The sequence below is a fragment of the Streptomyces natalensis ATCC 27448 genome, assembly GCF_000935125.1.
GTDB classification, from domain to species: domain Bacteria; phylum Actinomycetota; class Actinomycetes; order Streptomycetales; family Streptomycetaceae; genus Streptomyces; species Streptomyces natalensis.
The window spans coordinates 1-19,413 of record NZ_JRKI01000063.1; the positions used below are offsets into that span (position 1 = coordinate 1).

Below are 19,413 nucleotides of genomic sequence, written 5' to 3' on the forward strand. Positions count from 1 at the left end.
CCGCACCGTATGGTGCGGGGCCTTTCTGCGTTTAGGGTCCGGTGGTTCGGGGGTCGGTACGCTCGGGGCATGCGCTACGACCTGGTTATTTTTGATAATGATGGCGTCCTGGTGGACAGCGAGCCGATTTCTAATCGGGTGCTGGCCGGTTACCTCACGGAAGTGGGGCATTCGACCACATATGAGGAATCGCTGCGGGACTTCATGGGCGGGGCGATGCACCGTAATCATGAGGTGGCGCTGGGGCGGTCGGGGCGCCGGCTGCCGGCGGACTTTGATGCGACGTTCCATGAGCGGGTATTTACGGCGTTTCGGCGGGAGTTGGAGCCCGTCGACGGTGTGGCCGAGGTGCTGGAGAAGCTGGCGGCGGACGGGGTGCCGTACTGCGTCGCCTCGTCGGGGAGTCATGAGCGGATCCGGGTGGGGCTGACGAAGGCCGGGCTGTGGGAGCGGTTCGAGGGGCGCGTCTTTTCCTCGCAGGATGTGGGGCGGGGGAAGCCGGCGCCGGATCTGTTTCTGCATGCGGCGAGGGTGATGGGTGTCGCGCCGGAGCGGTGTGCGGTGGTGGAGGACAGCGTTCTCGGGGTGCGGGCGGCGGTGGCCGCGGGGATGGAGGTGTACGGGTTCACGGCGATGACGTCGGGGGAGCGGTTGGCGGAGGCCGGGGCGACCGCGTTGTTCGGGGCGATGGGGGAGTTGCCGGCGCTGCTTCAGTAGGCGCGCAGGCAGGAAGCGGGCAGGAATTGGGCGTGTGATCCATCTACCCAGCAGTAGCGGGGAGTTCTAGGCTGTGCGGCCATGACGGCCCCACGGGTACCAGGAGCTCGGCTGCGGCACGGCCGGGTGTCGCTGGCGATCAGCTTCTTCATCCAGGGGGCGGTCTTTGCGCTCCTGGTGACGCGCATTCCGGCGATTCAGGAGCGATACGGGATTTCGGACGCGCTGTTGCCCGTCTTTTTGGCGGCGGTTCCGGTGCTGGCCGGAGTCGGCAGCGTCGGTACCGAGCATCTGGTGAAGCGGGTGCGGCCGAGCCGGGTGCTGCGGTGTGTGCAGCCGGTGGTGTGCCTGGCGTTGCTGGCCGCGGGGTCGGTCGGGTCGATGGCGCAGGTGGCGTGTGCGCTGGCGGTGTTCGGGCTGTCGGTGGGGGCGCTGGACGCGTCGATGAACATGCTGGGCGTCAGCCTTCAGCGGGCTTACGGGCGGAGCATCATGCTGGGCTTCCACGCCGCGTACAGCCTGGGCGGGATCGTCGGTGCGTCGCTCGCATGGGCGGGGGCGCACTGGCATCTGTCGCTGGCGGTGCTGTACGGGCCGGTGGTGCTGGTGGTGGTGCCGTTGGCGGTGGTGGTGGGCCGGTGGTTCGTGGATCAGCACGGTGCCGTCGGAGAGCACGCGCCCGTAAAGGCGGCCCCCGTTGCGATGCGGATGCTGTTGCCGCTGTGTCTGGTGATGGCGTTCGCGTATATCGGGGATTCGACGGTGTCGAACTGGAGCGCCAAGTATCTCCAGGACGTGCTGGGGAGCTCGGAGCAGCTGGCGACCGTTCCGTACAACGTCTATATGGTCACCACGCTGCTCGGGCGGGCGGTCGGGGATCTGGGGGTGCGGCGGTTCGGGGCGGTTGCCGTGGTGCGGTGCGGGACGGTGGTCGCGGCGGGCGGCTTTGCCGTGGTGGCCGCGGCGCCGGGGGCGTGGGCCGGGATGGCAGGTTTCACGCTGGTGGGGCTCGGGCTGTGTGTGATCGTGCCGCAGACCTTTGCGGCGGCGGGGCGGCAGGCGTCCGGAGAGGGCGGAGCCGGGTCTTCGGACACGGCCATCGCGCGGCTGAATATTTTCAACTATGTGGGGTTTTTGATCGGGTCGCTGTTGGTCGGCGCCCTCGGGGACGCCTGGAGCTATCGGGGCGCGATGCTCGTCCCGATGGCGCTCGTCCTGGTGACGTTGGTGTATGCCCGCTCGTTCGGGTCTCCGCAGGCCCGATACGGTGACGCGTATGAGCGGCCGCGCACAGCTGATGTGGGATGAGGCAGTAACGGGCTACGACTTCGGGCCCGGCCATCCGATGGACCCGGTCAGGCTTGCGCTGACCATGCGCCTGGTGGAGGCGTACGAGCTCGACCGCGGGCCTCTGGAGGTCGTCGCGGCCAAGCCGGCCGGGGATTCGACGCTGCGGCTGGTGCATCGCGAGGATTACATCGAGGCGGTGCGGGCGGCCTCGGCCGATCCGTCCGCGGCGGATGTCTCGTACGGCCTGGGGACCGAGGACGATCCGGCGTTCGCGGGGATTCATGAGGCGTCGGCGCTGATCGCGGGGCAGTCGGTCGGGGCGGCGGAGGCCGTCTGGCGGGGCAATGTGCTCCATGCGGTGAATTTCACGGGCGGGCTGCACCATGCGATGCCGGGCGGGGCGTCCGGGTTCTGTATCTACAACGATGCGGCGCTGGCCATTGCCCGGCTGTTGGAGCTGGGCGCCGAGCGGGTGGCGTATGTGGATGTGGACGTGCACCACGGGGACGGCGTCCAGGCAGCGTTCTGGGAGGACCCGCGGGTGCTGACGATCTCGCTGCACGAGCATCCGCGGACGCTGTTTCCGCAGACCGGCTGGCCGGAGGAGACCGGTGGTGAGGGTGCGGAGGGCAGCGCGGTCAATGTGGCGCTGCCGGCCGGGACCGGTGACGAGGGGTGGCTGCGGGCCTTTCATGCGGTGGTGCCGGAGCTGCTGGGGGCCTTCCGGCCGCAGGTTCTGGTGACGCAGCACGGCGCGGACACCCATTTCGAGGATCCGCTGGCCCATTTGGCGGTGAGCCTGGATGCGCAGCGGGCGGTGGCGGAATCCTGCCACTCGCTGGCGCACACGGTGGCCGACGGGCGATGGGTGGCGCTCGGCGGTGGCGGCTATGCGGTGGTGGATGTGGTGCCGCGCAGTTGGACGCATCTGGCGGCGATCGCGGCGGGCCGGCCGATCGATCCGGCCTCGGTGATTCCGGACGCCTGGCGGCATGAAGTCTTCCGCCGGACACGGCAGTTGGCGCCGCAGCGGATGACGGACGGCCGCACGCCGGTATGGCGGGATTTCGCCGAGGGCGGCTACAACCCCGCCGACCGGCTGGACCAGGCGGTGCTGGCGACCCGGCGCGCGGTGTTTCCCGCGCACGGCCTGCTGCCGTAGCGACGGGCCGTCACCGGTCTCTGCCTGTAACGGCGTTGCAGGCGCCGTCCCGCCGGACGGTGTATCTAACGTGGGCCCCGTCCCGTTACGGCCGGACTCGCGCCCGTACCCCACGGATGTGTGACTACCCGTCGGTTGGGGCGGCCTGCGGGCGGCCGGCGGATGAGCATGGGGGCGTGGGCACCGAGGCGCTGCGGGCGCACCTGGTCGAGGCGCGGCTGGCGGGGGAGATCGCGACCCTGCGGGAGACGAGTCTGGGGCGTTACCGGCTCTTCGCGGCGCGCGATCCGCGGGTGCTGCTGGGGCTGGACCCCGACGGGGACTGGCCGATGGGGGAAGTGCTGCGGCTGATGGGGCAGAAGTGCGGCGTTTCGGCCGATCCCGCGCACACTTCTGGCCCCGATGTGATCGATCCCGATCGTACGATCGCGGCGCTGGACGGATTCGCGGACCGGGTGGGCGAGGCGGCCGGCCGGCGGACGCCGGTGCTGCTCGGTACCGGCCATCCGCACCGGCTGCTGGCGTTCTACGCCGCCCTCGCAGACGCTCTCTCGTCGGCGGGCTGCCCCGTCCTCACCCCGGCGTATGGCTGCCATGTCGACATGGCGACCAGGTTCGGAGTACGCACCCGGTCGCTCGCCTACGTACGGGGAGTCGCGCTGATGCGCGAGGCGGGCGCGCGGGGAGCATCCGTGGCGGGGGGCGTGCACACCCATTCGCCGCTCCCGGTACGGACCGCTCTGGCGGCCGCGGCGGACGCCGGAGGGCCGCTGCCGGGCCTGGTGATCGGGGACCACGGATGGGTCTGCGGAGCAGGTCAGCTGGGCATCGAGGCGGTCGGGCTGGCCGATACGGACGACCCCGCGCCGTTCGTCGGACAGGCGGAGGGGCGGGTGTCCGTGGTGGTGCCGCTCGATGACTCCGTACGGTCGGGGCACTACCGACCCCTGGTGCGTTATGTCCTTAATCGATCGGGTCTGTCACGATAGGCGGCCGTTAGCTGCTCCTCTTCCCCACTCGCATCACTGGCCCCTAATCTGGGGAGTGAGCGCATAGCGACGAAGAGTCACCGGAGGGGAAGCCGGTGACCGTCTTATGCGGAAGGTGCAGGTGTGGCATGGCTGGAGACCAGAGGCCTCTGAACGAGGTCGTGTTTCTTACCGTGGCCGAAGTGGCCACGGTGATGCGAGTGTCGAAGATGACCGTGTACCGCTTGGTGCACAGCGGTCATCTGCCCGCGATCCGGGTGGGGAGGTCTTTCCGGGTGCCGGAGCAAGCCGTTCACGACTATCTCCGTGAGTCCTATGTGGGGGTGGAATCAGCCTGACGGGACCCTCGGCGACCCTCGGATTACGCCGTACGCCCGGCGCCGGGTAGGCTGGCCCGATGTAGGTAGTGTGGGCTCGGACGCCCCGCACCGAGTGATTCGAAGTGAGCGAGGGTAGTCGTGGGCTCTGTTATCAAGAAGCGGCGCAAGCGGATGGCTAAGAAGAAGCACCGCAAGCTGCTCAAGCGCACCCGTGTTCAGCGTCGTAACAAGAAGTAAGCGACGCTGAATCGCGATTCCGCGGCCCCCTGCCACTCCTTGTGGCAGGGGGCCGCGGTGCGCTGTGGGCCGTATGGGCGGGCCTTGGCCGCGAAATGGAGCGAAGGGCATCCTGCGGTCATCACCACGCAACACCGACCCGATAGCGTGGCCCGTACAGCTCGACTCAGGCGCAGGCCGAGGGCGGGAAGGAAGGGCTGAACTTGGGCAAGGTCGTGCTCGTCACGGGAGCCGCACGCCAGCTGGGGGGCCGGTTCATCCGCCGTATCCGGCGCGATCCGGACATCGACCGGGTGATCGGAGTGGACGCCGTACGACCGGAGCACCATCTGGGCGGTGCCGAATTCCTCCAGGCCGACATCCGGCAGCCCACCATCGCCAGGGTCCTGGCCGAGACGGGTGTGGACACCGTCGTCCACATGGACATCAACGGCAGGCCCCTGGGCAGCCGCGGCGGCCGCACCGCCGTGAAGGAAACCAACGTCATCGGGACCATGCAGCTCCTCGGCGCCTGCCAGAAGGCTCCGAAAGTGCAGCGCCTGGTCGTCAAATCCAGCGCCAGTGTCTACGGTTCCGCCCCCCGGGACCCGGCCGTCTTCACCGAGACCACCCCGCCCAAATCGCTGCCCAGCGGTGGCTTCGCCAAGGACGTCGTCGAGATCGAGGGATATGTCCGCGGTTTCGCCCGGCGCCGGCCCGATGTCGCGGTGTGCGTGCTGCGCTTCGCCAGCATCCTCGGGCCGTGCGCGGACTCCCCGCTCGCCGAGTACTTCTCACTGCCCGTCTGGCCGACGGTCCTGGGCTACGATCCGCGGCTTCAGTTCGTCCATGAGGAAGACGCCCTCGAAGTGCTGCGGATCGCCTCCTCGGCGCCGCGCCGGGGCACCCTCAACAGCGGGACGTTCAATATCGCCGGGGACGGTGTGCTGCTGCTCTCACAGATCTCCCGGCGGCTGGGGCGGCCCACCCTGCCGCTCTTCCTGCCGACGGTGACCTGGGCCGGTACGGCGCTGCGCGCCATCGGCATCACGGACTTCTCGCCGGAGCAGATCCGGATGCTGACGCACGGCCGGGTGGTGGAGACGACCCAGATGCGCGAGACGCTCGGCTTTGAACCGCAGTACACCACCGCCGAGACCTTCGCGGAATTCGCCCGCAGCCGCGGCCCCGGGCTGCTGCCGCCCGAATCTCTCGCCCGTACCGTAGACCGGCTCGCCGGTGTGCTGCCCGCACGCTGCGGCCCGGCCAGAGACTCGACCCAGTAAGGAGTTCACCCACGATGGCGGACGCCAAGGTCATTCCCTTCGGCGAGGAGCCTCGGGCGCGCAGAAAGGCCAGACGGGCCGAGCGCGCGGGCCAGGGCGCGACGCTGGCGCCCGTACCGGAAGCGCGCAGCGAGCCCGAGGAGCCGGCGGTGCGCCGTCGGCCGAGCGCCGGGCGGTCCCTGGACGAGATGCTCGCGGGCGGGCTGGCGTTCCTGCGGCGCCGGATCACCGGCGACTACGAGGTCGACGACTTCGGCTACGACGAGGAGCTGACCGACCAGGTCCTGATGTCGTTGCTGCGGCCCTTCTACGAGAAGTACTTCCGGGTCGAGGTCAGGGGCGTCGAGAACATCCCCTCCGACGGCGGTGCGCTGATCGTCGCCAACCACTCCGGGACGCTGCCGCTGGACGGGCTGATGCTCCAGGTCGCGGTGCACGACCACCATCCGGCCGAGCGTCATCTGCGGCTGCTGGCGGCCGATTTGGTGTTTGTGCTGCCGGTGATAAACGAGCTGGCGCGCAAGGCCGGGCACACCCTGGCGTGCGCGGAGGACGCGCAGCGGCTGCTGGAGCGCGGTGAGGTCGTCGGGGTGATGCCGGAGGGCTTCAAGGGCATCGGCAAGCCGTTCGCGGACCGCTACAAGCTCCAGCGCTTCGGGCGGGGCGGGTTCGTCTCGACGGCGCTGAAGGCCGGGGTGCCGATCGTGCCGTGCTCGATCGTGGGGGCGGAGGAGATCTACCCGATGATCGGGAACGCCAAGACGCTGGCGCGCGTCCTGGGGCTGCCGTACTTCCCGGTGACGCCGACGTTCCCCTGGCTGGGGCCGCTGGGTGCCGTGCCGCTGCCGACGAAGTGGACGATCCAGTTCGGCGAGCCGATCTCGACGGAGGGGTATCCGCCGGAGGCGGCGGACGACCCGATGCTGATGTTCAACCTGACCGATCAGGTACGGGAAACGATTCAGCACACGCTGTACAAGCTGCTGGTGCAGCGGCGGTCGGTGTTCTTCTGACGCTGCGCCGCGGCGCGTACGGCGGGAGCGCGGGGTCCGCGCTCCCGCCGTACGCGCTACTTCGACGCGTCCTCGCCGTCGATGCCCAGGCCGGGAAGCAGTCCGGGCAGCAGCGGCGGAAGGGTGACGCCGGGCTGGGCGGGGGTGTGATGGCGGGTGTGCGGGGCGGGGCTGGTCTTGCCCGGCGGGTCGAACAGGCCGCCCGTATCGCCGCCGAGCAGGCCCTCGTCCTGGGACGGTGAGGCCGACGGGCGCGGCGCATGGGAGCCGTCGCCGTGCGCGCCGGCGGAGTGCTTGCCGCCGGACGGTGTGGCACGGTCGCCGGGGGCGGACCGGGTGTCCGGGGCTGCGGGCGCGCCGTGGCGCGGCCGCTTGGCCTCGTCCGGGGGCTGCGGCAGCAGCGAGCGCAGCGGGCCGACCTCGTGGTCTATGGCGTCGAAGACCGAACTGACCTCGTCGCCGGCGTCCGCGAGCTGTACGGGGAGCCTGTCGCGCAGCTCCCTCCAGCTGGTGTGGTGGGCCTTGCTGAAGGAGTTCAGCGTCTGGATGGGATCCAGCGAGCCGTTGCGCTCATAGGCCGCGTGCAGCAGGCGGTGGCCCTCGCCCGCGTCATGGGTGACGCCGACCAGCGTCCTGCGGATCTCCGCGAGCGACTCGTGGTCGAGGTGGGCGCCGCCCCGGCCGCGCTCCATCAGGCGCCGGGCCTCCGCGATGCGGGTGCCCGCCTGGTCGAGGTAGAGCCGGCCGCGGTCGGAGTCGTCGCCGGCGAGGTTGAGCCGGAGGTCCTCCATGCCGCGTTTGAAGCCGTAGAGGGAGTCGCCGGGCAGGGCGCCGGCGCTGGCTGCGGCGACGCCGCTGAAGGCCCCTGCGGCGACGCCGACCGTCAGCCCCCCGGCGGCCAGCCCCTTGGAGAGCCGGGAGCGGGGCCGCAGTTTGCCGAGGGCCGGGGCTGCGCGGTGGCTGCGCCTGTGCGTGCGCTGTTCGGGCACCTTGCCGTCGTCGGACGGGGCGCCTTCGGCGAAGGCGGCCTCCATCGCGGCGACGAGCTGGGCGCGCTGTACGGTCTTGACCTCCGTGGCCAGCTCCGGCTTCGGGAGCCGGCCGAGGCCGTCGGTGACCTTCAGCAGATGTGCCTCGTCCGGCGCCCGCGCCGGAGTGTCGACCTGGTCCTCGGCCGCCGTGCCCTGGAGGACCTGCTCCTCCAGGGCCTGGGCGAAGGCGTTGGCCCGCCGGTGCGCCGAGACATTCGCGATCACCTGCGGCACCTCCTCTCGTCATCCCGCTCGACTCCCCGGACTGGCTTTGACTGTCCAGACGGACCGGACGGTTGAACGCCATATCGCTGCCACCCGAAAGAGTGAGAGGCGGTGCGCATGGCGTGACCGTATGGAGCCTGCATTCCGTGCAACGAGCGCCGCGGCACTCGGGTTACGCACTCACGATGATCTGACCGACCGTAGATGGGCGGCTACCAAACGTAAGTGCCGTACGGCGTGGCGGAGTTGGCGGATGCGACGGAGGGCGGGTGGTCGGGGCGGTGGGTCAGCGGGCGTCAGCGGGCGTCTTCGGGCAGGAGCCGCGCCAGGGTGCGGACGGCCCGGTACTGGAGGGTCTTGATCGCGCCCTCGTTCTTGCCCATGACGCGGGCGGTCTCGGCGACCGAGAGGCCCTGGAGGAAGCGCAGGGTGACGCATTCCTGCTGTTGGGGGTTGAGCTTACGGACCGCCTCCAACAGGGCGGCGTTGGAGAGGGATTCGAGGACCGAGTCCTCGGGGCTGCGCTCGACCTCGTTGGCGTCGAGCATCTCTCCGGTGGTGACTTCCAGGCGGAAGCGGGAGGACTTGAAGTGGTCGGCGACGAGATTGCGGGCGATGGTCACCAGCCAGGCGCCGAAGTCGCGGCCCTGCCAGGTGAAGGTGCCGATACGGCGCAGGGCGCGCAGGAAGGTCTCGCTGGTGAGGTCCTCGGCCGTGGCCCGGCCGCCCACGCGGTAATAGATGTAGCGGTAGACCGTGTCGGCGTACTGGTCGTAGAGGCGGCCGAAGGCGTCGGCCTCGCCGGCCTGGGCGCGTTCGACGAGATCCATCATGCGACGGCTGTCGCTGTCGGCGGGACGACGGGCGGTGGTCGTGCCGGCGCCCGAGCGGCGGGTTCTGCCGGCGGCCTTGGCGACCGCAGCACTCCCGTCGGCCAGGGCATAGCAGGGGCCGGCAGCGGGGACGGCTGAGGCGAATGCGGGGACGGCGTACGCGGTGGGGACGAAACTGCGCAGGTGGCCGACAAGCGTCGTACGCAGCGTAGCCAGGCCCGAGGCGTCAACCCCGACGTGTGGGTACACGGGACTCCCAGAGGCAGAGCTTCCATCACGTGCAGTGCGGGACCATTCACTCGTCGTAGGGACGTGTGGGTTCCGAATTGCGTCTGAGGAGAATAACGCTTCGTACAGGCAGCGCTACACCCAGTTGCTCAAATCATCGATTACTTACGGTCCGTGTCGGGTTGGTGGCGGATTAAGTATCGAATATTGCGCGACTATTGATCGGAAGGTGACGCAATCTGCCTGGTTGGAGGGCGTGTTGTGGTTGACCGCCAGCAACGGGACTGACGGGGCGGCGGCGCGGGTAGGCAGCATGGATGGTCCGCCGGATCGCCTTGTGATCAAGGACGGTCAGCGGTGGGTGCCCGAGACGGCCGGTGAGGGGCGCGCCGGGGCGCGGTCAGCGGCGGCGGCGCTGGAGCGCGACCGCGGCCGCGGCGCCGCCGGCGAGGGCGCCGACTCCCGCCGCGGCGGGGATGCCGATCTTGACGGCCTTGCGGCCCGTTCGGTAGTCGCGCAGCCGCCAGCCCTGTTCGTGGGCGTGCTTGCGCAGCCGGCTGTCGGGGTTGATCGCGTAGGGGTGCCCGACGAGCGAGAGCATCGGGATGTCGTTGGACGAGTCGCTGTAGGCGGCGCAGTGCGAGAGGTCCAGGCCCTCGGCGGCGGCGAGCGCGCGCACCGCCTCGGCCTTGGCCGGGCCGTGCAGCGGTTCGCCCACCAACTTGCCCGTGTAGACGCCGCCGACGGACTCGGCGACGGTGCCCAGGGCGCCGGTCAGGCCCAGCCGGCGGGCGATGATCGTCGCGGTCTCGACCGGCGCCGCGGTCACCAGCCAGACCTTCTGGCCCGCGTCCAGATGGGCCTGGGCGAGCGCGCGGGTGCCCGGCCAGACGCGCTCGGCCATGTACTCGTCGTAGATCTCCTCGCCGATGGACATCAACTCGGCGACGCGATGGCCCTGGACGATGGACAGCGCGCTGTTGCGGACGTCCGCCATGTGCTCGGGGTTCTCCGAGCCGGCCAGCCGGAAGTAGACCTGCTGCCAGGCGAAGCGGGCCAGATCGCGCTTGTGGAAGAAGTGCCGCTTGTACAGGCCGCGGCCGAAGTGGAAGAGGGCGGCGCCCTGCATGACGGTGTTGTCGAGGTCGAAGAAGGCGGCGGCCGCCTCGTCGCCGGCGACCGGGAACTCCGGCTCCTCCGGGGCCTCCTCGGCCTCGGGCACCTCCTGCGAGGACTTACGGGCAGCCTCGGCCGCGGCCTCGCCGGCCAGCACGCTGCGGGCCGTGGCGGGTCGTCTGCGGCGGGTGAACCATTGGGGAGCGGGCGCCATGACGGTAGCGTAGCCAGTTTGTTCGGTGCGACTGGTTACGGGCGCGTGTCTGTACGGCCTGGGGTGAGAAAAGGTTGGGTAAGAGCGTGCTGTACCGCCCTGCCCAGGATGACCCGGGTCTCAGGCGCCCAGGGCCGCGCGCAGCCGCTTGGGGTCGACGCGCCAGAAGTCGTGCTGTTTGCCGTCCACCAGGATCACCGGGATCTGCTCCCAGTACTTGTGGTGCAGCTCGGCGTCCTCGGTGATGTCCTTCTTCTCCCAGGAGGCGCCCGTCTCGGCGCAGACCTTCTCGATGACGGCCTGGGCGTCGTCGCACAGATGGCAGCCCGGCTTGCCGATGAGGGTGACCATCGCCTCGGCGGGATTCCTGCGGGAGCTGCGGCTGAACAAGGGGGCCATACCGCCATTGTGCCGGTTTCGCGGCGGCGCTCCGGTGGCGGCGGGTCGCTTACCATCGGTGGGCGATTGGTCAGTGTCCGGGGGTATGGCGGCAAGGAGTGAGGGCCTGTGCTCCCCTCGGCTCTCCCGCGATACCAGTGGGAAGCGAGTGAACGGTGTGACGTGGGAGTTGGTTCCGCGGACACCGGTAAAAGGTGCGTGAGCCCGGTCACTTTGGGCGGACAAACCGGACACCATCTTTGTGCACGCGTTCACAAAGGCATAGCCTGCGAGAGACAGGGCGGTCGGGTTCCGTGCCGGCGCCCGCAGCCCCGCTCTACCCGCAGGAGCACCGTGGCAACTGGCCGAACTCACCGACCGGCGACCCGAAGCCGAGGGATCCCCGAGGCCACCGTCGCCCGGCTTCCGCTGTATCTGCGTGCACTGACCGCGCTCTCCGAGCGCTCGGTCCCCACGGTCTCCTCCGAGGAGCTCGCGGCCGCGGCGGGGGTCAACTCCGCCAAGCTGCGCAAGGACTTCTCCTACCTCGGCTCGTACGGCACGCGTGGCGTGGGCTACGACGTGGAGTACCTCGTCTACCAGATCTCGCGCGAGCTCGGCCTGACCCAGGACTGGCCCGTGGTCATCGTCGGTATCGGTAACCTCGGCGCCGCCCTGGCCAACTACGGCGGCTTCGCCTCCCGCGGCTTCCGCGTCGCGGCTCTGATCGACGCCGACCCGGCCATGGCCGGCAAGCCCGTCGCGGGTATCCCGGTCCAGCACACCGATGAGCTGGAACACATCATCGAGAGCAACGGCGTGTCGATCGGTGTGATCGCCACGCCCGCGGGCGCCGCCCAGCAGGTCTGTGACCGCCTGGTCGCCGCCGGTGTCACCTCGATCCTCAACTTCGCACCGACCGTACTGACCGTCCCGGACGGGGTGGACGTACGCAAGGTCGACCTGTCCATAGAGCTTCAGATCCTCGCCTTCCACGAGCAGCGCAAGGCGGGCGAGGAAAGCGGCCAGGAAGGCGGCACGCCGGCCGCGGTGACCCGTGCCGCGTCCGTCGAGGCCGATCGCAAGGGACCTGACGGGGATGTTCCCGCCGTGATGCCGGCATGAGTCTTCTTGTTGTCGGGCTGAGCCATCGCAGCGCGCCGGTGAGCGTGCTGGAGCGGGCCGCGCTGCGCCCGGAGGCGCGCGGCAAGCTGCTCCAGGACGCGGTGTCGGCCGAGCCGGCCACCGAGTCCGCGGTGCTCGCCACCTGCAACCGCATCGAGCTCTACGCCGACGTGGACAAGTTCCACGCCGGTGTCGCCGAGCTGTCCACCCTCCTGGCGCGCCACGGCGGCGCCGCCCTGGAGGAGCTCACTCCGTATCTCTACGTCCACTACGAGGACCGCGCCGTCCACCACCTCTTCTCGGTGGCCTGCGGCCTGGACTCGATGGTCATCGGCGAGGGCCAGATCCTCGGCCAGATCAAGGACGCGCTCGCCGTCGCCCAGGAGCAGCACACCGCCGGGCGGCTGCTGAACGACCTCTTCCAGCAGGCGCTGCGGGTCGGCAAGCGCGCCCACAGCGAGACCGGTATCGACAAGGCCGGCCAGTCGCTGGTCACCTTCGGGCTGGAGCAGCTCGCCCGGTCCGCCGACGTGGAGTCCTGGGCCGCCGGCAAGCGGGCGCTGGTGATCGGCGCCGGCTCGATGTCCTCGCTTGCCGCGACCACCCTCGCCCGCGTCGGCGTGGCCGAACTGGCGGTCGCCAACCGTACGGTCGAGCGTGCCGAGCGGCTCGTCGGGATCCTCACCGAACCGGGCGCCCCCGGGGCGGCCAGGGGCCTGACCGCTCGCGCCGTGCCCATGGACGCCGTCGGCGCCGAGCTGGCGCAGGCCGATGTCGTCGTCTCCTGTACGGGCGCGGCCGGGCTGGTGCTGGGCGCCGACGCGGTGGCCGCCGCGCTGGCCGGACGTGCGGACCGTACGGACGGTCTGGCGCTGCTCGACCTGGCCATGCCCCGCGACATCGACGCTGCGGTCCACCGGATCGACGGCGCTCACCTCGTCGACATCGAAACGCTCGCCGACGCCTCCGCGGACGCGCCGATGGCGGCCGATGTGGACAAGGTGCGCGGCATCGTCTCCGACGAGGTCGCCGCCTTCGGCGCCGCCCAGCGCGCCGCGCACATCACCCCCACCGTGGTCGCCCTGCGCACCATGGCCGCGGACGTCGTCACGAGCGAGATCGCCCGGCTCGACGGCCGCCTGCCCGATCTGGACGACAAGCAGCGCGCGGAGATCACCCAGACCGTGCGCCGCGTCGTCGACAAACTCCTGCACGCGCCGACCGTGCGGGTCAAGCAGCTCGCCAGCGAGCCCGGCGGCGCCGGGTACGCGGACGCGTTGCGCGAACTCTTCGATCTCGACCCGGAGACGGTTGCCGCCGTCAGCCGGGCCGACACGCGCGCCGACAGGCACGACGCAGCACGGGAGCGCACCTCATGACCGACCGCACCACACCCCTGCGACTGGGCACCAGGCGCAGCAAGCTCGCCATGGCCCAGTCCGGGCAGATCGCCGAGGCGGTGCGCGAGCTGACCGGCCGCGCCGTCGAACTGGTGGAGATCACCACCTACGGCGACACCTCTCGCGAGCACCTCGCACAGATCGGGGGCACCGGCGTCTTCGTCTCCGCGCTGCGCGATGCGCTGCTCGCCGGGGACATCGACTTCGCCGTCCACTCGCTCAAGGACCTGCCCACCGCGCAGCCCGAGGAGCTGACCCTGGCGGCCGTGCCCGAGCGGGAGGACCCGCGCGATGCGCTGATCGCCGCCGGCGGGCTGACCTTTGCGCAGCTGCCCGAGGGCGCCCGCATCGGTACCGGCTCGCCCCGGCGGATGGCCCAGCTCAACGCCTGGGCCCGGACGCTGGGCAAGCGCATCGAGACCGTACCGATCCGCGGGAACATCGACACCCGCATCGGCTTCGTCGCCAACGGCGAGCTCGATGCGGTCGTCCTGGCCGCCGCCGGGCTCACCCGGATCGGCCGTATCAGCGAGGCGACGCAGCTGCTGTCGCCCGACATGGTTTTGCCCGCCCCCGGCCAGGGGGCCCTGGCGATCGAGTGTGCAGCCACAAATGTGCAGCTCGCCGCCCAGCTCGCCGGACTCGACGACCCGTACACGCGGGCCGCCGTGACCGCCGAGCGATCCCTGCTCGCCGCCCTGGAGGCCGGCTGTTCCGCACCCGTCGGAGCGCTGGCCGACCTTTCCCCAAGCTCTCGACTTCGCTCGAGCAGGGGAGGCCCCAAGCGTGACGAGCAGGCTGTCACCGAATTGCACCTGCGCGCTGTCGTCGGCACGACCGACGGCAGCACGCTGGTGCAGCTGTCCACCACCGCGCACGTACCTGCCTCTCTTGACGACGACGCGACCTGGCTCACCATGGGCCGGGAGCTCGCCGCCGAGATGCTCGCAAAGGGTGCGGCCGGTCTGATGGGGGAGCGAGCACTTTGAACCCCACCGCCCCAAACCACTCCGCCTCTGGTCAGGTCACCTTCCTGGGTGCCGGGCCGGGAGACCCGGGCCTGCTGACGCTGCGCGCCGTGGAGGCGCTGGCCTCCGCGGACGTACTGATCGCCGATCCACCGGTGCTGGACGTCGTGCGCGTGCATGCCCGCGCGCACGTGGACACACCGCAGGCGTCGGCTGACGAGGCGTCAATCCCCGCCGGTGTCCCTGCCCTTAGGGACACCGCCAATCTTGTCATGGCGGCCGCCCGAGCGGGCAAGCGGGTCGTGCGTGCGGTCGCCGGCGACCCCGGTCTCGACGGGAACGTCGCCGGGGAGATGCTGGCGTGCGCCGCCGAGGGAATCGTCTTCGAGGTGGTCCCCGGTATCGCCGCGGCCGTCGGCGTGCCCGCGTACGCCGGTGTCCCGCTGCGCGACGCCCAGGGCACCGATGTGCGGTTCATCGACGCCCGCACGGCCGACGACCGCTGCTGGTCCGAGGTCGGTGCCAGCGACGCCACGGCCGTCGTCTCCACCACGCTCGACTCGGTGGCCGCGGCCGCCGGCGAGCTGGTCACCGCGGGCCGCAAGCCCGACACCCCGCTCAGCGTCACCGTCGCCGGCACCACCACGCGCCAGCGCACCTGGACCGCGACCCTCGGGTCCGTCGCCCAGGTGCTCAAGTCGGCCAAGGTGCTGCCGTCCCCGGACGGCGGCCAGCCCGTCATAGCCGTGGTCGGTGAGCGGTGCGCCGCCGCGCAGCGCGAGCAGCTCTCCTGGTTCGAGTCCAAGCCGCTGTTCGGCTGGCGGGTCCTCGTACCGCGCACCAAGGAGCAGGCCGCGTCGCTTTCCGACCAGCTCGTCTCCTACGGCGCGGTGCCGCACGAGGTCCCGACGATCGCCGTCGAGCCGCCGCGCACCCCGCAGCAGATGGAGCGCGCGGTCAAGGGCCTGGTCACCGGCCGTTACGAGTGGATCGCCTTCACCTCCGTCAACGCGGTCAAGGCGGTCCGTGAGAAGTTCGAGGAATACGGCCTCGACGCCCGTGCGTTCGCCGGGATCAAGGTCGCGGCGGTCGGCGAGCAGACCGCCAAGGCCCTGGTCGCCTTCGGCGTCAAGCCGGACCTGGTGCCGAGCGGCGAGCAGTCCGCGGCGGGCCTGTTGGAGGACTGGCCGCCGTACGACCCCGTCTTCGACCCGATCGACCGGGTCTTCCTCCCCCGTGCCGACATCGCCACCGAGACGCTGGTCGCCGGGCTGATCGAGCTGGGCTGGGAGGTCGACGACGTCACGGCCTACCGGACCGTGCGCGCCTCGCCGCCCCCGGCCGAGACCCGTGAGGCGATCAAGGGCGGCGGCTTCGACGCGGTCCTGTTCACGTCCTCGTCGACCGTACGGAACCTCGTCGGCATCGCCGGCAAGCCGCACAACGTCACCGTGATCGCCTGTATCGGCCCGGCCACCGCCAAGACCGCCGAGGAACACGGGCTGCGTGTGGACGTCATGTCGCCCGAGCCCTCGGTCCACAAACTGGCCGAAGCCCTCGCCGACTTCGGCGCGGCCCGCCGCGACGCCGCCATGGAGGCGGGCGACCCGGTCACCCGCCCGAGCGAGCGGCGGCCGGGCTCGCGGAGGCGTGCTCGGAGCTGAGCGGGACGGTTGGCGAACTGCGGGAAGGGCGCTCCCTTTTGGGGGCGCCCTTCGCGTCATGGCCCGTGGGGGGCCGCCACGGGCCTGCGCATGGGGTGACCGGAATTAGCCATTCCGGTCAGATTTGGCGATCATTTGGGGCGCGGGCCATGGTTCCTGGCCAAGGGCCTGATTTACGTTCGCGCTACAGCACTTGTCAGGCACCTTCAGGGGGAACCGTGCCCGCTCAATACACCACGAACACGCAGGGCGCCCGGAGCACTTCGGACGCGAGGGCGGCTCAGGCATATGAGCGCCCGATGCCGCCGGCCCGGTCCGGGGGTGCCGCCGCGGCCGGCTGGATCCTCACCATCGCCCTCAACGTCGTTGCCCCGATTCTCACGTACAACTCGCTCCACGACCACGGCTGGAGCGAGTTCGCCGCGCTCCTGGCGGGCAGTGCCTGGCCGGTGCTCGACAGCGTCGTCCACCTTGTATGGCGCCGCCGTCTCGACGAGTTCGCCCTCGTCACCCTGGTGTTCCTGGTGATCACGGCCGTGATGTCGCTCGTGGGCGCGCATTCGGCCCGGGCCCTGCTGCTCAAGGACTCCGCCGTCACGGGGCTGTTCGGGCTGCTGTGTCTGGCGACGCTGCTGGCTCCGCGCCCGCTGATGTTCTACTTCGGCCGCAAGTTCGCGACCGACGGCACCGCCGCGAGCACCGCCTGGTGGAACGGTCTGTGGCAGTTCGAAGGATTCCGCAAGACCGTCTTCACGATGACAACGGTCTGGGGCGTGGCCTACTGCCTGGAGGCCGTGGTCCGGGTCGGGCTTGCGTACACGCTGAGCACGGACACCATGGTGGCCGTCAGCCCGCTCCTGATCTACGGCCTCCTCGGCGCCCTCATCGTGTGGACCTCCCGGTACGGCAAGCGGGCGCGGCGCAAAGGCGAGGAGCGCGCCGCCGCGGCCGCTGTCCAGGGCTGACAAACCGGCGTCCGGAAACGCGGGACCCGGTGGGCCGGGTCGCGGTGCGGCAGGCGACTGCGACGGCTGCGAGCGCGCGTTCCGTGCCCTGGGGCCCGGGCGCTGTCGTGACTGCCGCCCCGCACCGCCCACGACCGCCGACACCGCCCGCGCGGCCTGAACGAGGCGGCCTCCGGCCGACGTCGCGTCGGCAAAGGCGGGTGCGGGGCGGGCGTAGCGTGGGTGGTATGACGAAGTACGGAAGCTTCCCCGGGGCGCGGCCGCGGCGCCTGCGTACCACCCCCGCCATGCGGCGGATGGTGGCCGAGTACCGTCTGCACCCCGCCGACCTGATCCTGCCCGCCTTCGTACGGGAGGGCATCGGCGAGCCGGTGCCGATCTCCGCCATGCCGGGCGTGGTCCAGCACACCCGCGACACGCTGCGCAAGGCGGCCGTCGAGGCGGTCGAGGCCGGGGTCGCCGGGATCATGCTCTTCGGCGTCCCGCTGGACGAGAAGAAGGACGCGGCCGGTACGGCGGGTACGGACCCCGACGGAATCCTCCAGGTCGCCATCCGGGACGTACGGGCCGAGGTCGGCGACGACCTGGTGATCATGTCCGACCTGTGCCTGGACGAGTACACCGACCACGGCCACTGCGGCGTCCTGGACGCCGAGGGACGGGTCGACAACGACGCGACGCTGGAGCGGTACGCCGAGATGGCGCAGGTCCAGGCCGATGCGGGCGTCCATGTGGTCGGCCCGAGCGGGATGATGGACGGCCAGGTCGGCGTCATCCGGGATGCGCTGGACCAGACCGGCCATGAGGACGTGTCGATCCTCGCCTACACGGCGAAGTATTCGTCGGCGTTCTACGGCCCGTTCCGGGAGGCCGTGGGGTCGTCGCTGAAGGGCGACCGCAAGACGTACCAGCAGGACGCGGCCAACCTCCGCGAGTCGCTGCGCGAGCTGGCGCTCGATCTGGACGAGGGCGCCGACATGGTCATGGTCAAGCCGGCGCTGCCGTATCTGGATGTGCTGGCCCGGATCGCGGACGAGGTGGAGGTGCCGGTGGCGGCGTATCAGATCTCGGGTGAGTACGCGATGATCGAGGCCGCGGCGGAGAAGGGCTGGATCGACCGGGACAAGGCGATCCTGGAGGCCCTGACCGGCATCAAGCGGGCGGGCGCCAACATGATCCTGACGTACTGGGCCACGGAGGTTGCGCGCGGGCTGAAGTGACCGGTGCCTGTTGCCTGTTGCCTGATGGCTGTTGAGCCCCGCTGTCCCGGGAGGGACGGCGGGGCTCTTGCGTTGGCCTCTTGCGTTGTCTCTTGGGTTGGCTTTCGCGTCGGCTTTCGTGGTCAGCCGACGGCCGAGGCCAGGACCTTGGCCGTTTCGGCGATGAGGGGGTTGTCGTACGGGGCCGACGGCAGGCCGGGTTTGCGGGTGAGGACGGCGAGGACGACCGGGGCGCCGTCGGGGGCCCAGGCGATGCCGACGTCGTTGGCGGCGCCGTAGCGGCCGGCGGAACCGGTCTTGTCGGCCACCGTCCAGTCCTTGGGCAGGCCCGCCCGGAAGCGTTCGCCGCTGGTGGTGCTGTGCAGCAGCCAGTCGGTCAGGCGGGCGCGGTCACGCCGGTCAAGTGCCCTGCCTGTGAGAAGAGTTCCGTAGCAGTGGGCGATGGCGTACGGGGTGGTGGTGTCCGTGCGGCGCCAGGGCTCGGCGGAGTTGAGGTCGGTTTCCCAGCGGTCCAGGCGGGTGGTCGGATCGCCGAGCGAGCGGCAGAAGCGGGTGATCGCGGTGGGGCCGCCCAGCTGCCGCAGGAGCAGGTTTCCGGCGGTGTTGTCGCTGTAGCGGAGGGCCGCGTCGCACAGGTCGGCGACGGTCATGCCGTCGGCGAGGTGCTGGGAGGTGATGGGGGAGTTGTCGACCAGGTCCCGGCGCGTGTAGCGGATGCGGCGGGAGAGGGTTTCGCCGTGGTGGTCGAGGTCGCGCAGGACCGCCGCGGCGGCGAGGGTTTTGAAGACGGAGAGGATCGGGAAGCGGGTGTGGGCGCGGTGGCGGACCTGCGCGCCCGTGGCGAGGTTGTGGGCGAACGCGCCGATGACGGCGTGGTGTTGGTGCTCCAGGTGGCGGAGGCGGGCGGTGGTCCGGCCGTGCCGCGCGGCGGCCGTGGCGGCGGGGGCCGCGGCCAGGAGTCCGGCGGCGGCGAGGCCCGTGCCCGTGGCCAGGAGGGCGCGGCGGGGTAACGCGGTCGGTGCGGTTGATCCGGTGGGTGTCGTGGTCATGGTG

General features: G+C 70.8%; 19 protein-coding genes. 14 read left to right on the top strand and 5 right to left on the bottom strand.

Annotated elements, in window-relative coordinates:
• Positions 1-69 precede the first annotated feature (69 nt).
• The 8 genes from SNA_RS36480 to SNA_RS36510 all read left to right on the top strand — a co-directional run bounded on the left by SNA_RS36480 (position 70) and on the right by SNA_RS36510 (position 6,993).
• The gene (locus tag SNA_RS36480; RefSeq protein WP_030067114.1) at positions 70-717 is read left to right on the top strand and encodes an HAD family hydrolase; all 648 of its coding nucleotides are present in this window, start codon (positions 70-72) and stop codon (positions 715-717) included.
• Positions 718-798: 81 nt separating this feature from the next.
• Positions 799-2,025 (top strand): MFS transporter, encoded by a 1,227-nt coding sequence (locus SNA_RS36485; protein WP_030067113.1) that lies wholly within the window; start codon positions 799-801, stop codon positions 2,023-2,025.
• Positions 1,994-3,169 carry an acetoin utilization protein AcuC gene (locus SNA_RS36490; protein ID WP_030067112.1) on the top strand — a complete coding sequence of 392 codons (1,176 nt, stop codon included), beginning with the start codon at positions 1,994-1,996 and terminating at the stop codon, positions 3,167-3,169. The genes SNA_RS36485 and SNA_RS36490 overlap by 32 nt, the downstream gene beginning before the upstream one ends.
• 116 nt (positions 3,170-3,285) lie before the next feature.
• Positions 3,286-4,158, top strand: coding sequence for a phosphatase (locus SNA_RS36495; RefSeq protein ID WP_044368690.1), 873 nt, complete (start codon positions 3,286-3,288; stop codon positions 4,156-4,158).
• Between the two features lie 128 nt (positions 4,159-4,286).
• A complete protein-coding gene (locus SNA_RS36500; protein WP_030067109.1) occupies positions 4,287-4,496 on the top strand; it encodes a helix-turn-helix domain-containing protein in 210 nt (69 codons plus the stop codon).
• 120 nt (positions 4,497-4,616) lie between these two features.
• A complete protein-coding gene (locus tag SNA_RS40910) occupies positions 4,617-4,715 on the top strand; it encodes a 30S ribosomal protein bS22 (RefSeq protein ID WP_003948845.1) in 99 nt (32 codons plus the stop codon).
• A 203-nt stretch (positions 4,716-4,918) separates the two neighbouring features.
• Entirely contained in the window at positions 4,919-5,980 is a 1,062-nt protein-coding gene (locus SNA_RS36505; RefSeq protein ID WP_044368693.1) for an NAD-dependent epimerase/dehydratase family protein, read from the top strand.
• A 14-nt stretch (positions 5,981-5,994) separates the two neighbouring features.
• Entirely contained in the window at positions 5,995-6,993 is a 999-nt protein-coding gene (locus SNA_RS36510) for a lysophospholipid acyltransferase family protein (protein ID WP_044368695.1), read from the top strand.
• Positions 6,994-7,049: 56 nt separating this feature from the next.
• On the opposite strand, the gene SNA_RS36515 is transcribed toward SNA_RS36510, so the two are convergent.
• From SNA_RS36515 to SNA_RS36530, 4 genes are all read right to left on the bottom strand, one after another.
• The gene (locus SNA_RS36515; protein ID WP_030067105.1) at positions 7,050-8,249 is read right to left on the bottom strand and encodes a DUF5667 domain-containing protein; all 1,200 of its coding nucleotides are present in this window, start codon (positions 8,247-8,249) and stop codon (positions 7,050-7,052) included.
• Between the two features lie 296 nt (positions 8,250-8,545).
• On the bottom strand, positions 8,546-9,331 hold the full coding sequence (locus tag SNA_RS36520) for an ECF subfamily RNA polymerase sigma factor, BldN family (RefSeq protein ID WP_030067104.1): 786 nt from the start codon (positions 9,329-9,331) through the stop codon (positions 8,546-8,548).
• 379 nt (positions 9,332-9,710) lie between these two features.
• Positions 9,711-10,640 (bottom strand): HAD family hydrolase, encoded by a 930-nt coding sequence (locus SNA_RS36525; protein ID WP_044368698.1) that lies wholly within the window; start codon positions 10,638-10,640, stop codon positions 9,711-9,713.
• Positions 10,641-10,760: 120 nt separating this feature from the next.
• Positions 10,761-11,039, bottom strand: a complete 279-nt coding sequence (locus SNA_RS36530; RefSeq protein ID WP_030067101.1) for a glutaredoxin family protein — start codon at positions 11,037-11,039, stop codon at positions 10,761-10,763.
• Between the two features lie 333 nt (positions 11,040-11,372).
• Here SNA_RS36530 and SNA_RS36535 point away from each other — a divergent pair, with 333 nt between their 5' ends.
• The 6 genes from SNA_RS36535 (at position 11,373) to hemB (ending at position 18,360) form a co-directional block, all read left to right on the top strand.
• Positions 11,373-12,143, top strand: a complete 771-nt coding sequence (locus tag SNA_RS36535; RefSeq protein WP_030067100.1) for a redox-sensing transcriptional repressor Rex — start codon at positions 11,373-11,375, stop codon at positions 12,141-12,143.
• A complete protein-coding gene (locus SNA_RS36540; RefSeq protein ID WP_030067099.1) occupies positions 12,140-13,522 on the top strand; it encodes a glutamyl-tRNA reductase in 1,383 nt (460 codons plus the stop codon). Before SNA_RS36535 ends, SNA_RS36540 begins: the two co-directional genes overlap by 4 nt.
• Entirely contained in the window at positions 13,519-14,532 is a 1,014-nt protein-coding gene (gene hemC / locus SNA_RS36545; protein ID WP_030067097.1) for a hydroxymethylbilane synthase, read from the top strand. The genes SNA_RS36540 and hemC overlap by 4 nt, the downstream gene beginning before the upstream one ends.
• Positions 14,529-16,175: a bifunctional uroporphyrinogen-III C-methyltransferase/uroporphyrinogen-III synthase gene (locus tag SNA_RS36550; protein WP_044368700.1), complete on the top strand. Its 1,647-nt coding sequence runs from the start codon at positions 14,529-14,531 to the stop codon at positions 16,173-16,175. The genes hemC and SNA_RS36550 overlap by 4 nt, the downstream gene beginning before the upstream one ends.
• A gap of 299 nt (positions 16,176-16,474) precedes the next feature.
• Positions 16,475-17,140 carry a VC0807 family protein gene (locus tag SNA_RS36555; protein ID WP_030067093.1) on the top strand — a complete coding sequence of 222 codons (666 nt, stop codon included), beginning with the start codon at positions 16,475-16,477 and terminating at the stop codon, positions 17,138-17,140.
• A 227-nt stretch (positions 17,141-17,367) separates the two neighbouring features.
• Positions 17,368-18,360: a porphobilinogen synthase gene (gene hemB, locus SNA_RS36560; protein WP_030067092.1), complete on the top strand. Its 993-nt coding sequence runs from the start codon at positions 17,368-17,370 to the stop codon at positions 18,358-18,360.
• Positions 18,361-18,482: 122 nt separating this feature from the next.
• On the opposite strand, the gene bla is transcribed toward hemB, so the two are convergent.
• On the bottom strand, positions 18,483-19,409 hold the full coding sequence (bla, locus tag SNA_RS36565) for a class A beta-lactamase (protein WP_044368702.1): 927 nt from the start codon (positions 19,407-19,409) through the stop codon (positions 18,483-18,485).
• Positions 19,410-19,413: the final 4 nt, after the last annotated feature.